The 13680-nt window shown below is 41.0% G+C and carries 16 protein-coding genes; 5 read left to right on the forward strand and 11 right to left on the reverse strand.

Annotated elements, in window-relative coordinates; translation table 11 throughout:
- Window positions 1–3: 3 nt before the first annotated feature.
- On the reverse strand, window positions 4–1344 hold the full coding sequence (locus CVS81_RS03355) for a dihydrolipoyl dehydrogenase family protein (RefSeq protein WP_107965090.1): 1341 nt from the start codon (window positions 1342–1344) through the stop codon (window positions 4–6).
- Window positions 1341–1658, reverse strand: a complete 318-nt coding sequence (locus CVS81_RS03360) for a hypothetical protein (protein ID WP_002941809.1) — start codon at window positions 1656–1658, stop codon at window positions 1341–1343. Before CVS81_RS03360 ends, CVS81_RS03355 begins: the two co-directional genes overlap by 4 nt.
- 77 nt (window positions 1659–1735) lie before the next feature.
- Between CVS81_RS03360 and CVS81_RS03370 the strand changes: the two genes are divergently transcribed.
- Window positions 1736–2287, forward strand: a complete 552-nt coding sequence (locus tag CVS81_RS03370; RefSeq protein ID WP_107965091.1) for a tetratricopeptide repeat protein — start codon at window positions 1736–1738, stop codon at window positions 2285–2287.
- A gap of 21 nt (window positions 2288–2308) precedes the next feature.
- On the opposite strand, the gene prfB is transcribed toward CVS81_RS03370, so the two are convergent.
- Window positions 2309–3409 carry a peptide chain release factor 2 gene (prfB, locus tag CVS81_RS03375; protein ID WP_107965092.1) on the reverse strand — a complete coding sequence of 367 codons (1101 nt, stop codon included), beginning with the start codon at window positions 3407–3409 and terminating at the stop codon, window positions 2309–2311.
- A 120-nt stretch (window positions 3410–3529) separates the two neighbouring features.
- Between prfB and panC the strand changes: the two genes are divergently transcribed.
- From panC to tilS, 3 genes are read left to right on the forward strand one after another with little or no spacing between them, the layout of a single operon-like run.
- Window positions 3530–4351, forward strand: coding sequence for a pantoate--beta-alanine ligase (gene panC / locus CVS81_RS03380; protein ID WP_107965093.1), 822 nt, complete (start codon window positions 3530–3532; stop codon window positions 4349–4351).
- Between the two features lie 2 nt (window positions 4352–4353).
- Window positions 4354–5664: a 30S ribosomal protein S12 methylthiotransferase RimO gene (gene rimO / locus CVS81_RS03385; protein ID WP_107965094.1), complete on the forward strand. Its 1311-nt coding sequence runs from the start codon at window positions 4354–4356 to the stop codon at window positions 5662–5664.
- Complete coding sequence (gene tilS, locus CVS81_RS03390) at window positions 5661–6653, forward strand: tRNA lysidine(34) synthetase TilS (protein WP_107965095.1); 993 nt, start codon at window positions 5661–5663, stop codon at window positions 6651–6653. Before rimO ends, tilS begins: the two co-directional genes overlap by 4 nt.
- A 742-nt stretch (window positions 6654–7395) precedes the next feature.
- Here tilS and CVS81_RS03405 read toward each other — a convergent pair.
- The 5 genes from CVS81_RS03405 to gmhB are packed head-to-tail and all read right to left on the reverse strand — an operon-like array spanning window position 7396 to window position 11249.
- Window positions 7396–7791: an SseB family protein gene (locus tag CVS81_RS03405; RefSeq protein ID WP_107965098.1), complete on the reverse strand. Its 396-nt coding sequence runs from the start codon at window positions 7789–7791 to the stop codon at window positions 7396–7398.
- 1 nt (window position 7792) lies between these two features.
- A complete protein-coding gene (gmhA, locus tag CVS81_RS03410) occupies window positions 7793–8362 on the reverse strand; it encodes a D-sedoheptulose 7-phosphate isomerase (RefSeq protein WP_103573040.1) in 570 nt (189 codons plus the stop codon).
- Window positions 8337–9755 carry a D-glycero-beta-D-manno-heptose-7-phosphate kinase gene (gene rfaE1 / locus CVS81_RS03415; protein WP_107965099.1) on the reverse strand — a complete coding sequence of 473 codons (1419 nt, stop codon included), beginning with the start codon at window positions 9753–9755 and terminating at the stop codon, window positions 8337–8339. Before rfaE1 ends, gmhA begins: the two co-directional genes overlap by 26 nt.
- Window positions 9748–10737: an ADP-glyceromanno-heptose 6-epimerase gene (gene rfaD, locus CVS81_RS03420; protein WP_103568491.1), complete on the reverse strand. Its 990-nt coding sequence runs from the start codon at window positions 10735–10737 to the stop codon at window positions 9748–9750. The genes rfaE1 and rfaD overlap by 8 nt, the downstream gene beginning before the upstream one ends.
- Entirely contained in the window at window positions 10734–11249 is a 516-nt protein-coding gene (gmhB, locus tag CVS81_RS03425; protein WP_009294051.1) for a D-glycero-beta-D-manno-heptose 1,7-bisphosphate 7-phosphatase, read from the reverse strand. The genes rfaD and gmhB overlap by 4 nt, the downstream gene beginning before the upstream one ends.
- Before the next feature lie 92 nt (window positions 11250–11341).
- Between gmhB and CVS81_RS03430 the strand changes: the two genes are divergently transcribed.
- Window positions 11342–11644: a c-type cytochrome gene (locus tag CVS81_RS03430; RefSeq protein ID WP_009294052.1), complete on the forward strand. Its 303-nt coding sequence runs from the start codon at window positions 11342–11344 to the stop codon at window positions 11642–11644.
- 131 nt (window positions 11645–11775) lie between these two features.
- Here CVS81_RS03430 and CVS81_RS10110 read toward each other — a convergent pair whose 3' ends face one another.
- From CVS81_RS10110 to cysK, 3 genes are all read right to left on the reverse strand, one after another.
- Window positions 11776–11898, reverse strand: coding sequence for a hypothetical protein (locus CVS81_RS10110; protein ID WP_265094467.1), 123 nt, complete (start codon window positions 11896–11898; stop codon window positions 11776–11778).
- A 254-nt stretch (window positions 11899–12152) separates the two neighbouring features.
- Entirely contained in the window at window positions 12153–12704 is a 552-nt protein-coding gene (gene epsC, locus CVS81_RS03440; RefSeq protein WP_009294053.1) for a serine O-acetyltransferase EpsC, read from the reverse strand.
- A gap of 4 nt (window positions 12705–12708) precedes the next feature.
- A complete protein-coding gene (gene cysK / locus CVS81_RS03445) occupies window positions 12709–13614 on the reverse strand; it encodes a cysteine synthase A (protein ID WP_021087886.1) in 906 nt (301 codons plus the stop codon).
- Window positions 13615–13680 lie beyond the last annotated feature (66 nt).

Raw genomic sequence — 13680 nt, forward strand, 5'->3', positions numbered from 1 at the left:
CTTTTAGTATTGTCCAAACAAGTCATTTAGGGCTTCGCTGATGCTTGGGTGAGTGAAAATTTGGTTTTTAAAGAAATTTGCATCTGCTTTTAAATTCATCGCGATCGCGATCTCGTTTATAATCTCATTTGCGTAGATGCAGTGAAAGCTTGCCCCCAAAATTTCGCCACTACTAGCTTCAACGATCGCTTTTAGCATGCCCACATCGTGATTTAGCACCTTTGCTCCTGGCACTGCTGCCATGCTAAGCTTTAGCTCCTTGAAATTTAGCCCAAGCTTGCTAGCTTCTTTTGCATTTATGCCAACTCTTGCTAGTGGAGTGTCGGTAAATAGCACATTTGCATGGATGCTTCTGTTTTGTGTGGTGCGTTTTTTATCGCCAAAAATTTGCGAGAAAACTATCCTAAAATCATCCAAACTAGTGTAGGTAAAAAGCTCTCCGCCGCGCACGTCGCCCACTGCGTAGATGTTTGACACATTTGTTTGAAGGCGCTCATTTGTCTTTATAAAGCCTTTTTCATTTAGCTCGACACCAGCTTCTTTTAAATTTAGATCATCTAAATTTGCCACTCTGCCAAGCGCTACTAAAAAAGCATCAGCCTTGATGATCCTATCTTCACCGTCTTGTTTGAAATTTAGCGCATTGTCTTTTAGGCTCTCTATCTCGCAGCCCTCTAAAATTTCGATGCCTTGCACGTTTAGCGCATCTTTTACGCTTTTAGCTATGTCTTCATCTTCGTTTTTTAGAAGTGGTGAGCGTCCAACGATGGTCACTTTTGAGCCAAAATTTGCAAACATCGATGCAAACTCGATGCCGATGAAGCCACTTCCAACGATGACAAGATGCTTTGGCATAGTTTTTAGATCAAGCAAGGTTTTACTTGAAAAGACGTTTGAGTTTGTTATCTCAAATGGCGCATACGCCTCTTTTGAGCCGGTATTTATGATGATAAACTCGCCTTCAACGACTTTTTGCTCGCCACTTGAGGTTGTGACTAAGACGCTATTTTTATCTTTAAACGAGCCAACGCCATCGATCACGTCGATATTTTCTTTATCATTTAGCATCGCATAGTTTTTAGAATTTAAAGCTGAGATTAGCTTATTTTTGTTTTCGATGCTAAGCGTGTAATACTCGTTTTCAACGCTATTGTCTGCATATATCGCCTCTTTTGCAGCTGTGATTAGACGTTTTGTCGGTATGCAGCCCACGTTTATGCAAGTGCCACCATACATCTTCGGCGATCTCTCGATTAGCGCGACTTTTTTGCCAAGCGCAGCCGCCTTTACAGCTAGCGTCTTGCCAGCCTTACCAAATCCAATAATAACAATGTCATATTTCATTTAATTTTTCCCATTATGTAGTATGTAGTTTCGTTTATCTTTTTGATATCCATTTTGTATTTATTTGCCCAGCTTTTGATGATCTCATCAACCCGCTCTTTTATCTCTTTGACGGTTGCAACGTTTTTTATCTTTAGCCTATCCTCACTCCCGCTCATCGCTACAAAGCAAAGGTGTGGCTTTAGATGATCGTTTAGCTCGATCACACTTTTTGGCAAAAGACCGTCAGTGTTATTTAAAATTCTACGCATATGCTCAGTGGTCGTTTCATCTATGTTGTAGCCAAGCTGTGTCAAAAGTGCGTTATGATCCATATCGTTCCTTTTTGCTTAAATTTGCGATCATTATAAGATAAAATTCGATAAAATCGCCTAAATTTTCAAGGACAAATATGAAAAAATTTATCATTTTTCTATTTAGCATTTTGCTATTTTGGGGCTGTTCAGCAGAGCAAATTTCTCAAAATTTAGGTCTTAGCGAGCCACCACTTGATCCTGAAGTAGAGCAGATAGCAGATGCCATCTATCTATATAACGAAGGCAACTACCAAAAGGCTTGCAAGAGATTTTATGACTACGCAAAAGATGGCAATGTCCTAGCCATGCAGCAAACTGGCGTTTGTTTTCGTGACGGCAAAGGCTTTAGCAAGGATATCTTAAGGGCACTTTTTTGGTTTGAGACAGCTGGCAGCTACGGCAACATAGACGGACTTAGAAGCGCTGGATATATCTATGAGTACGGCCTTGGGGTCAATAAAAATTTAGAAAAAGCGATATATTTTTATGAAAAAGCAACTAGCCTTGGCTCAAGCGAGGCTAGCTACGATCTAGGGCTTATCTACCTAGGTAAAAATGACTATAAAAAAGCTAGAATTTATCTTGACAAGGCTTGCTATCACGGCAAAGAAGAAGCCTGCACGAAGCTAAAAGAGATGAAATTTTAGCTCTCATCTCTTTAAAATTTACTACGCCTCAGCCTTTTGAGCGATCAAAACACCCTCTATCATCTTTTTGATATCCCCATCAAGTATCGCGTCAGTTTGCGAGTATGCCTCGCCACTGCGGTTGTCCTTTACTTGCTGATACGGAAAAAGCACGTATGATCTTATCTGATGTCCCCAGCCGATCTCGCTCTTTTCTACGCTGTTGCTCGCCTCTTGCTGTTTCATCAGCTCAAGCTCGTAAAGGCGCGACTTTAGCATCTTCATCGCTGTGGCTCTGTTTTTGTGCTGGCTGCGGTCGTTTTGGCACTGCACGACGATGCCAGTTGGTATGTGCGTGATACGGATGGCTGATTCAGTCTTATTTACGTGCTGACCGCCTGCGCCACTGGCTCTATAAGTGTCTATCTTTAGATCTTTCTCTTCGATCTCGATCTCTATATCATCATCTACTTCAGGGCTTACCATGACGCTAGAAAAGCTTGTGTGACGGCGTCCTGCGCTATCAAATGGGCTTGTGCGAACGAGCCTGTGGATGCCATTTTCTGCTTTGAAGTAACCATAAGCATTTTCACCTTTTACGATAAAGCTCACATCCTTTAGCCCTGCCTCTTCGCCCTCTTGAAAGTCCAGAGTCTCGACCTTAAAGCCCTCACGCTCGCAAAATCTAAGATACATCCTATAAAGCATGCTCGCCCAGTCGTTGCTCTCAGTGCCGCCAGCTCCAGGGTGGATCGATACGATCGCATTTTTGCCGTCGTCTTCGCCACTTAAAAGCATAGAAATTTCAAGATTTACTATCTTTTCATCTAAATTTTTAGCATCTTCAAAGAGAGAATTTATGGTCTCCTCGTCATTTTCAGAATTTGCTAACTCAAAGAGCTCTTTTGCGTCGCTAACTGCTTGGTTGGCGTCACTAAATTTAGCAAGCATATTTGAAATTTTTGTCTTTTCTTTATTTAGCGCTCCAGCTTTAGCGATATCTTGCCAAAAGTCAGGGTCTTGCTCTATGGCCTCGATCTCTTTTAGCCTAGCCTTTATCTCGTCAGGCTTTACGATAGAGCCTATGTTTTCAACTTTTGTTTGTAGCTTCTTTAAAAGCTCGTTGTATTCGTAACTATCCAAGTTTTTCTCCATAAATTTTTGCCGATTTTAGCCAAAAGTTGCTTACATTTTTAAATTTACGCCCTTTTAATCCTTTTTTGTTACAATGCCAAGTTAAAATTTAGATAAAAAGAGTCAAATATGCAGATCATAAGAACTATAAACGAACTTGAAAATTTTGTCCAAAATGCAAGCAGCAAGATCGGTTTTGTCCCGACAATGGGCGCACTTCACAATGGACACGTTAGCCTTATAAAAAAATGTGTGAGCCAAAACGAGATAAGCATAGTCTCAACGTTTGTAAATCCAACTCAGTTTCTACCAGGCGAAGATCTAGAAAAATACCCAAGAAAAGAGCAAAGCGACATCCAAATTTGCGAGCAAAACGGCATTAGTGCTATCTTTATCCCAGATGCTAATGAACTTTACTTTGAAGATGAGCCTCTCATCGTCGCTCCAAAGAAGCTTTCAGCCATCTTAGAGGGCAAAACTAGACCTGGTCACTTTGATGGCGTCTTAAGAGTGCTAAACAAGCTATTTCGCCTAACTCGTGCAAATAGCGTCTATATGGGCAAAAAAGACACCCAGCAGCTCATCATCGTGCAAAATATGATAAAGACATTTTTCTTAAACATCGAGCTAGTAGCTTGCGATATCGTTAGAGAGCCAGACGGTCTAGCACTTTCAAGCAGAAACGTCTATATCTGCGACGAAGATAAATGCAACGCGCTAAGGCTTTCAAGATCGCTAAATAAAGCGCTAAATTTGATCCAAAACGGCGAAGAAGACGCAAGCGAGATCAAGGCAAATATGCTTGAGGTTTTAGAGCCTTTAAAGGTTGATTACGTCGCGGTTACGGATAGAAATTTAAATGAAATTTCAAAGGTAGAAAAAGGCAACACCATCATCTTAGTAGCCGCCTTTGTAGGCAAAACTAGGCTAATAGACAACATCTGGATCTAAAAATGCCAAAACTTCATCTAATCTCGCTTGGTTGTAATAAAAATTTAGTTGATTCAGAGATCATGCTTGGGCGCTTGCAAAACTACGATATCACGGACGATATCAGCGACGCAGACGTCATCATCGTAAATACCTGCGGCTTTATCAAATCCGCCAAAGAAGAGAGCATCCAAACCATACTTGAGATGCACGAAGCTCGTAAAAATGGCTCTTTGCTGGTAGTGACTGGCTGTCTTATGCAGCGCTACAAAGATGAGCTAATCAAAGAGCTACCAGAGGTCGATCTCTTTACCGGCGTGGCTGATTATGACAAGATCGATGAGATCATCTTGAAAAAGCAAAATTTATTTAGCCCGCAGACTTATCTGCAAGCAAATGAAGAGCGTGTGATAACTGGCTCAAACTACCACGCCTACATCAAAATTTCAGAGGGCTGTAACCAAAAATGCAGCTTTTGCGCGATACCGACATTTAAGGGCAAGCTAAAATCGCGCTCGCTTGAAAACATCGTAAATGAGGTCAAAAATCTAGTCAAAAAAGGCTACTACGACTTTAGCTTTTTATCCCAAGACTCAAGCTCATACATGCGCGATCATGGCGTTAGCGACGGGCTAATAAATTTAATAGACGAGATAGAAAAGATAGAAGGCGTAAGGAGTGCTAGGATACTTTACCTCTACCCAAACACGACTAGTAGGGAGCTAATTTCGCGCATCATCGCTTCGCCTATCTTTCACAACTACTTTGACATGCCAATCCAGCATATCAGCGAAAATATGCTAAAGATAATGAAGCGTGGAAGTGGTACTAAAAAGATAAAAGAGCTTTTAAATTTAATGAGAAATGCCAAAAATTCATTCTTGCGAACTGGCGTCATCGTGGGACATCCAGGCGAGAGCGAGGAGGATTTTGAGGAGCTTTGCGAGTTTTTAGAAGAGTTTAAATTTGATAGAATTTCCGCCTTTGCCTACTCAAAAGAAGAGGACACAGCCTCTTTTGAAATGGAGCAAATCCCAGCAAAAATCATCTCAAAAAGGCTAAGCAAGATAGAAAAGATCACCAAAAAAGCGATAAACGAGAGCTTGCAAAAAGAGCTTGGCAAGCAAATTTACGCATCGCTTGAGGGCATTAGCAGTGAGGGCGAGATGTTTTACGCTGCCAAAAAAGATATCTGGGACAAAGATATAGACGGCGAAATTTTGATCAATGAAAGCGACGTAAAAGAGCTTGAGATCGGCTCGCTCTACCTTTGCGAGGTCAGCGACGTGGTTGATCAAAAACTAGTCGCCACCATCATTAAAAAAGCAAAATGATAAGCCAAAATGCGCTTGATAGGCTAAGCTTAGGCGCAAACCTGCTTGCCTTCTCGCACGGCATCGATAGCACCGCACTTTTTTATATTTTAGAAGAAGCTGGGGTCAAGTTTGATCTAGCCATAGTCGATCACAACGTTAGAGAGCAGAGCAAATTTGAAGTTGAAAGCGCCAAAGAGCTTGCCAGTAAATTTGGTAAAAAAATCTACATAAAAAGCGTAAATTTGGGTAAGTCAAATTTTGAAAAAAACGCGCGCGAAGCGAGGTATGAGTTTTTTGGTGAAATTTGCCAAAAATATGGCTATGAAAATTTGATCCTAGCGCATCAATTTGACGATAAATTTGAGTGGTTTTTGATGCAGCTTGGCAAGGGTGCTGGGCTAAAAGAGCTCTTTGGTATGAGTGAGCTTGAGAGGAGAGAGCACTTTTGGCTGGTTAGACCGCTTTTAAATTTACGCAAAAAAGAGCTTCAAAACTACCTTGACGAGCGAGGATTACGCTACTTTGTCGATGAGACAAATTTAGAAGGCAAGCTTAAAAGAAGCTTTGTGAGGCTAAATTTTAGCGAGCCATTTTTGGACAAGTACTTTAGCGGCGTGAAAAAAAGCTTTGAGTTTTTGGAGTCTGATAGGCAAAATTTACTGCCAAATATCAGAAAGATAGATGATAAAATTTTCATTATAAAAAATGATAGTAACGTGGTTCGGGGCGTCGATATGGCGGCAAAAGAGCTAAATGTGCTCTTAAGCAAGGCTCAAAAAGATGAGCTAAGTGCAAATTTAGCAAAGCAAACAAGCGTGGTTCTAAGTGGAAAGATCGCCGTTGGCTACGCTGATGAATTTGTTTTGGTGACGCCATTTTGTAAAGCCGTAATGTCAAAAATTTTTAAAGAAAAAGCGAGAATTTTAAAGCTCCCAGCGATAAATAGAGGCTATTTATTTGCAAAGGGCATTCAAATAGAAAGTCTCTCTAAATTTTTTAGTAAATAGAGTATTTTTGGCTATAAATTTAATCTACCAAAGGCTAATTTTAAACTTTTTATCACCAAATTTTCTACAACAATCTTAACAAGTTTGCAAAAATTTAAAATTTCTATCTGTAAATTTAATATACAAAGGTCAAATTTAAAACTAAACTTTGCTCCAACCCTTAAACTAAAGCACCCGCTAACATTACTATTTAGAGAAAAACTGCGAATTTGGTTTTGGCTATTTTTCTCTAACATAAGCTGCTTTTGAGTTTAAATTCATAGCATAAAGACAACAAATTTGACCCACAAAAGAGTGAATTTTAAAGCTCAACCAGTAAATTTTACCTTTACGATATTCACACTAAAGCGTTAAGTCTGCAAAATTTAAAATTTCTATCGGTAAAATTTATCCACATATCTTTGTTGCAGGATAGTAGCCAACCTTCGGTCTCAAATTTAAAATTCACGGCAGTCTTGTAGCTTTAAAATCGTATATCAAATTTAATTTTGCTACCAATAACAAAGATATATGAAACCAAATTTTATAAACTAGATAGTGAAATTTGTAGCTTATTAAATTTAGCTCATCTACAATATCAAATTTAATAAACACGTCCAAAAAGTCAAATTTATAAATCAGCGCCAGTCCCAGCAAAAGCCAGCCCATAAAACAAATTTAACCAAGCCATCGGTTTAAATTTCACCTCATCAAAGCCATTTGCATAAAATAATGCGTAAAATTTTATAAATTTTATTACGCACTAGGCGAGGATTTTCTCTATAAGCTCTCTTTTTAGCACAAAGTCATAGCTAAAAGCATCCACCACGACGCCAGCATAACTGCTCTCTTTTAGCATCGCAAGATACTCTTTTAACCCTATCTCTATGCTCTCTTGCTCGCTGTCGTTTCGCCAAAGCTTCATCGCCTCTTTGCTTGTAAATGCCGGAAAATAGCTAAGCTTCTCGCCCTCATCTTCAAGCAGGATAAATTTGATATTTGAGCCCTCCTCCTCATAAACTACCCCACCATCAGGCTTTGCGAGCGCTTGGTTTAAAAGCACTGGAGCAAAAAAAGTAGCCTTTTTTAAAGCCGATATCAAATTTACCTCATTTTTCTGGCTAGGATCACTTAAAAATTTATCCATCGCTTCTTGCATTTTAGCCCCTAAAAGCCTCGTCTACGGCTTGGCAGATCGTGTGTATAAAAAAGATGTGCGACTCTTGAATTCTTGCTGTATCGCTTGAGCTAACGACTAAATTTAGATCGCATCCTTCATTCATCGCACCACCACCTTTGCCGCTAAGTCCGAGCACTGATGCGCCCATTTTCTTGGCACTTTTTATAGCCTCAAGGACATTTTTGCTGTTGCCACTCGTTGAGATCGCCACGAGCAAGTCGCCCTCCTGAGCTAAAGCCTCAAACTGACGTGAAAAAACATAGTCAAAGCCGTAGTCGTTGCCAATGGCTGTAAGTGCCGAAGTATCGGTGGTTAGCGCGATGCCTGGTAGTGGTTGGCGCTCGCTTTTATATCTGCCAGTTAGCTCGGCTGCAAAGTGCTGAGCGTCCGCCGCAGAGCCGCCGTTGCCACATATCAGTACCTTTTTGCCATTTTTTAGCGTATCAGCCACCATCTGGCAAGCACGCTCCAAGCTACCTAGCAAATTTACATGCTCGCTAAAGGTCTTTTGGTGAGCCTCGAGCTCATTTTTTATCATCGTTTTTAGCATCTTTTATCCTTTTTATTATCCCTGTTGTGCTTTTGCCCTCGACAAAGTCAATCAGCTTGACCTCTTTTACGATATCGCTGCCAACGACCTCTTTGCCCCTGTAGTCAGCCCCTTTTACAAGCACGTCTGGCTTTATCTTTGTTATCAAATTTAATGGCGTATCCTCATCAAAAATCACGACATAATCGACAAATCCAATCCCGCTTAGCACGCAGGCTCTATCATCTTGCGAGTTTATAGGTCTAGCCTCGCCTTTTAGCCTCTTAACTGAAGCGTCCGAGTTTAGCCCGACAACTAAAAGATCGCCAAGCTCCCTTGCGCGTGCTAGGTATTTTACGTGTCCAGCGTGCAAGATATCAAAGCAGCCATTTGTGAAAACGACCTTTTTCTTGCCCTTTTGGCTCAAAATTTCTTCTAGCTCCTCAACACTTTTAAGCTTATGCTCGAAATTTGCCCCAAACGAGCTATTTAGCAGCTGCTCGATCTCACTAAAGCTAGCTGTTGCGCTACCTATCTTTGCCACGACGACGGCTGCTGCGAGGTTTGCTATCTTTATCGCCTCTTTTATATCAGCCCCGTTTGCCAGCATGTAGCCAAGTGTCGCCAGCACCGTATCTCCAGCGCCAGTGACGTCAAAGACCTCTTTTGCTTTGGCGGCAAAGATGTGCAGCCTGTCGTCATATAGCGCGATGCCCTCTTCCGAGATCGTGATGATCGAATAGGTCAAATTTAGCTCGTCTTTTAGCTGTTTTATCGCCTTTTCAAGCTCGGCCTTATCTTTTATCTTTAAATTTGTAGCCTCGCTCGCCTCTTTTTTATTTGGCGTTAGAAGGGTTGCGTTTTTATACTTTGAGTAGTCGCTGCCTTTTGGGTCAATGAGAACTGGTATTTTTAGCCTCACGCACTCGTTTATGATCTCTTGACAAACCTTCTCGCTAAGCACGCCTTTGCCGTAGTCACTTAACAAGACAGCCTTGAAATTTGCAAGATTTTCTTTTACTTTTAAAACAAGCTCATCTTCTAAATTTATCTTTACAACGCTCTCTTTATCGATCCTGACAACTTGCTGGTGTGATGCCATGATGCGGCTTTTTATCGAGCTTTCACGCCCTTTTTCAGTAAGGATGAGCTCATCTTTTACATTTAGCTCAGCAAGCTTCTCTTTTATCTTTTTGCCAGCCTCATCATCTCCTAAGACGCTAGCCACGCTCACATTTGCGCCAAGAGAGAGTAAATTTCTCACCACATTGCCAGCGCCACCAAGCGTGTAGGTTTCGTTATTTATCTTTACAACTTGCACTGGGGCTTCAGGCGAGATGCGCTCGCAGCTACCCCAGATGTAGTGATCTAGCATGAGATCGCCGACGACTAAAATTTTAACTCTCTTAGCCATTTAGCTCTTCCTTATAAATTCTCTTTATCTCTGGTAAGTAGTCTTTGATCGCCTCTTCTAGGCTCCAAGTCGCACTAAAGCCAAATGCCTCGCGAGCTGGGGCTACGTCGGCCTCTGTGTGAAACTGATATGAGCCTACAAATGGATTTTTTATATATTCGTTGCCTAAATTTACGCCGATCTCACGCTGTAAGATGTCAGCGATATCTTGAAAGCTTCTAGCCTTGCCAGTAGCTGCGTTATAGACGCCACTTGGTGCATCAAGTGCCTTTATGTTTGCCTCAATGATATCTTTTATATAGACAAAGTCGCGTTTGATCTGGTCGCTGCCCTCAAAGAGCCTTGGGGTCTTGCCAGCTAAAATTTGCAGTCCAAACTGAAGCACCATTGAAGCGGTTTTATTTTTGAAAAACTCGCCCTTGCCAAAGACATTAAAATACCTCAGTCCAACCACGCTCACGCCGCGCTTTGCGTAAATTTTATTGATATTATCCATGCTTAGCTTGCTAAAGCCATAGACGTTATTTGGCGCTTCGCACTCGCCAACGGTTTGCGGGCTCTTTGCGTTGCCATAAGTCGCCCCTGAGCTAGCGTAGATCATCTTTGCGCCCAAACTCTCGCAGATATCAAGCAAATTTACAAAGGCATTTACATTTGTTTTTATTAGCTCGTCTTGCTCTTTTACGGTCGTGTCTGAGATCGCTGCTTCGTGGTAGATGACGTCTGGGCGAAAGCTTTTTATCTTCTCAAGCGTGCTAGGGTCGTTGATATCGCCAGCGTAAATTTCACCTTTAAAGCCAAGTAAATTTTTAAAATGGCCAAAGCTTTTTAGGTTGCCGTTGCTAAATGTCTCGTCGTTTCTAAATTTATCCACAACAAGCACGTGAGCGTCTTTATAGTTTTCATCAAAATAGTGCGCCAAAGCTGAGCCGATAAAGCCAGCACCGCCAGTTATAACTATCTTTTTTCCGTTTAAATTCATAGTGATTTTTCCTTTTTTAGCTTATTTAAAACATCTCTTACATCTTTAAAATTTATGCCATCAAGCAAGAAATTTCTACCAACACCTGCTCTTTTGCCAGCCTCGACGTCGCTTGGCTTATCACCTATCATGAGCGAGTTTTCAAGGTCTATGTCAAACTCTTTGCAAGCATCAAGTATCATTTTTGGATTTGGTTTTCTGCAGGTGCATTTTTGCTCTGGAGCGTGCGGGCAAAAATAGACTTTGGTGATAAAAATTTGCTCTTTTTTAAAGCTTTCAAGCATAAATTTATTTAGAGCGTCAAACTGCTCCTGCGTGTAGTAACCCCTGCCGATGCCTGATTGATTTGTCACGACAAAGAGCTTGTAGCCAGCCTTAGCAAATTCTCTTAACGCATCAAAAATGCCATCAATAAATTTAAAGTCTTTGATCTCGCAAACGTATCCAGCGTCTTCATTTATGACGCCGTCTCGGTCTAAAAAAAGTGCTTTGTTGGCTGTTTCTTTTATCATTTGGTGATTATAGCCAAAATATTTTAACCCACCCCTTGCAAATTTACATTTTTGTATTATAATGCCGGCACGTTTTTTAAAAAGGATGACAAATGAAAAAACTACTAATCGTTTCAAGTGTTGCAGCTCTACTTTCAACTGCTGCTTTCGCTGCAGATGGCGCTACAATCTATAAAAAATGCGTTGCCTGTCATGGCGCTAAAGCTGAAAAAGTTTTCAATAACAAAGTCCCAGCTTTAACATCACTTGACGCAGCAGCTATCGAAGCAGCTCTAAAAGGCTACAAAACAGGAGCAAATAAATTTGGTCTTGGTGCTATGATGAAACCTATCGCTACTCCAATGAGCGATGAAGATGCAAAAGCAGTAGCTGAATACATCCAAACTTTAAAATAATCACAGGGGCGCTCGCCCCTTTTTTCTACAAATTTAAACTCACACCAAATTTCAAAAGCTCTTTTGGCAAATGATCGTCTAAGTTACCGATCTTGTCGTTATCTATCTCTATTAAATTTAGACCATATTTTTTATAAAGCTCTATCTTTTGCTCTTTCTAGATATGCCTCATCATCTTCATATCCCCAAAACTCTATATAAATCTTACCTTTTGGTATGTAAAAATCACAATAGACATCTTCTTTTATCGGCACTCTTTTTTCATAAGCGTAAACTATGCCCTCAGTAAAAGTTTGCGCTAAACGTATCAGCTATATTTTTTTGGTTAAATTTTATGTAAGATTTTTGGCGCAGCTTTCGCCTGATAAATTTTGTTATCAAATTTATTAAAATGACAAATATTATAATAGGCAGCGCAAAGCTAAAAAACGCTGGCAACATTATGGATAGTAAATTTGCCGTATCAAAAATTTGCATTTTTATGGTGTAGTGGGAGTAAATTTAAATTTTAAATGATAAATTCTGGTTCAAATTTCGTCCCATTTACTCTGACAACTCTTGCTGGTATGCCAACGACAGTTGCGTTTGCTGGGACGTTTTTTAGCACGACTGAGTTTGCGCCGATCTTAGCATTTTCGCCGATAGTTATGGCACCAAGTATCTTTGAGCCAGCGGCGATAGTCACGCCATTTTTAATGGTTGGATGGCGCTTGCCACACTCTTTGCCAGTGCCGCCAAGTGTCACTTGATGATACATCATCACATCATCACCGACCTCAGCCGTCTCGCCGATAACCACGCCCATACCGTGATCTATGAAAAATCTCCTACCGATCTTCGCCCCTGGGTGGATCTCGATGCCTGTTAGAAATCTTGCAATTTGCGAGATGAGTCTAGCTAGAAAAAACCACTTTTTTTCATATAAAAAATGAGAAATTTTATGAAACAAAACCGCATGGATGCCAGGAGTGTTTATAAGTATCGCTAAAAAGCAACAACTATGCACCGATGGGTCTTTTTCGCGGACGGTTTGAACTAGCTCTTTTAGACTCTCCCACATATTTTTATGCTCCGTAAAGCTCTGTACTTAGGTATCTCTCGCCGTTATCTGGAGCTATGAAAAGCACTTTTTTGCCAGCGCCAAGTCTTTTAGCCACTCTTTTTGCAGCCACGTAAGAAGCACCGCCACTTATGCCTATCATCAAGCCATCGCTCTTTGCGATCGCTCTAGCTGCGTTTAGTGCGTCATCATTGCTTACTTTTTCTACTTCGCTAACTAGGCTCATATCCATTGTATTTGGTAAAAATCCAGCTCCGATGCCTTGAATTTTATGTGGTCCTGGGTTGCCGCCACTTAAAACTGGTGATGCTTCAGGCTCTACTGCGATGATCTTAGTGTCATAGCCCTTTTCTTTTAGAACCTTTGCCACGCCGCTTATCGTGCCGCCTGTACCAACGCCTGCCACAAAGGCATCAAGCTTGCTAAAATCAGCCACGATCTCAGCAGCTGTTGTTAGCTCGTGAGCTTGTGGATTATACTTGTTTTCAAACTGACTTAGCATTACGTGGTTTGGCTGAGAAGCTAGCTCAGTAGCTCTTGCGATCGCTGCTTTCATACCGCCAGCTGCAGGAGTTAGCTCAAGATGAGCGCCATATGCAGCCACGATCTTGCGTCTTTCGATACTCATGCTCTCAGGCATGCAAAGGATCACTTTAAAGCCAAGTGCAGCACCGCACATAGCTACGCCGATACCTGTATTTCCGCTTGTTGGCTCAACAATAGTGTCGCCATGTTTTAGCGTGCCATCAGCTAACATTTTTGTGATCATATTAAATGCGATCCTATCTTTTACAGAGCCGCCTGGATTAAAAAACTCTAATTTTACGTAAATTTCAGCCTCGTCAGCACCTGTTTTAACCTTTACGATAGGTGTATTACCGATCGTTTTTACGATGTTATCGTAGATCATCACTTCTCCTAAAATAAATTTCTCGTAAATTTAGCATAGAATTTAAAATAAAACATAAAAAGTCCT

This window comes from Campylobacter concisus, assembly GCF_003049065.1.
GTDB lineage: Bacteria > Campylobacterota > Campylobacteria > Campylobacterales > Campylobacteraceae > Campylobacter_A > Campylobacter_A concisus_BE.

Excerpts from the sequence above, each read along its gene's own strand:
- epsC (WP_009294053.1), bottom strand. The coding sequence starts at position 12,704 with ATGTGGGAGAGTCTAAAAGAGCTAGTTCAAACCGTCCGCGAAAAAGAC.
- CVS81_RS03355 (WP_107965090.1), bottom strand. The coding sequence starts at position 1,344 with ATGAAATATGACATTGTTATTATTGGATTTGGTAAGGCTGGCAAGACG.
- gmhB (WP_009294051.1), bottom strand. The coding sequence starts at position 11,249 with ATGATAAAAGAAACAGCCAACAAAGCACTTTTTTTAGACCGAGACGGC.
- tilS (WP_107965095.1), top strand. The coding sequence starts at position 5,661 with ATGATAAGCCAAAATGCGCTTGATAGGCTAAGCTTAGGCGCAAACCTG.
- CVS81_RS03360 (WP_002941809.1), bottom strand. The coding sequence starts at position 1,658 with ATGGATCATAACGCACTTTTGACACAGCTTGGCTACAACATAGATGAA.
- panC (WP_107965093.1), top strand. The coding sequence starts at position 3,530 with ATGCAGATCATAAGAACTATAAACGAACTTGAAAATTTTGTCCAAAAT.
- CVS81_RS03405 (WP_107965098.1), bottom strand. The coding sequence starts at position 7,791 with ATGCAAGAAGCGATGGATAAATTTTTAAGTGATCCTAGCCAGAAAAAT.
- rimO (WP_107965094.1), top strand. The coding sequence starts at position 4,354 with ATGCCAAAACTTCATCTAATCTCGCTTGGTTGTAATAAAAATTTAGTT.
- cysK (WP_021087886.1), bottom strand. The coding sequence starts at position 13,614 with ATGATCTACGATAACATCGTAAAAACGATCGGTAATACACCTATCGTA.
- CVS81_RS03370 (WP_107965091.1), top strand. The coding sequence starts at position 1,736 with ATGAAAAAATTTATCATTTTTCTATTTAGCATTTTGCTATTTTGGGGC.
- rfaD (WP_103568491.1), bottom strand. The coding sequence starts at position 10,737 with ATGAATTTAAACGGAAAAAAGATAGTTATAACTGGCGGTGCTGGCTTT.
- rfaE1 (WP_107965099.1), bottom strand. The coding sequence starts at position 9,755 with ATGGCTAAGAGAGTTAAAATTTTAGTCGTCGGCGATCTCATGCTAGAT.
- gmhA (WP_103573040.1), bottom strand. The coding sequence starts at position 8,362 with ATGCTAAAAACGATGATAAAAAATGAGCTCGAGGCTCACCAAAAGACC.
- CVS81_RS03430 (WP_009294052.1), top strand. The coding sequence starts at position 11,342 with ATGAAAAAACTACTAATCGTTTCAAGTGTTGCAGCTCTACTTTCAACT.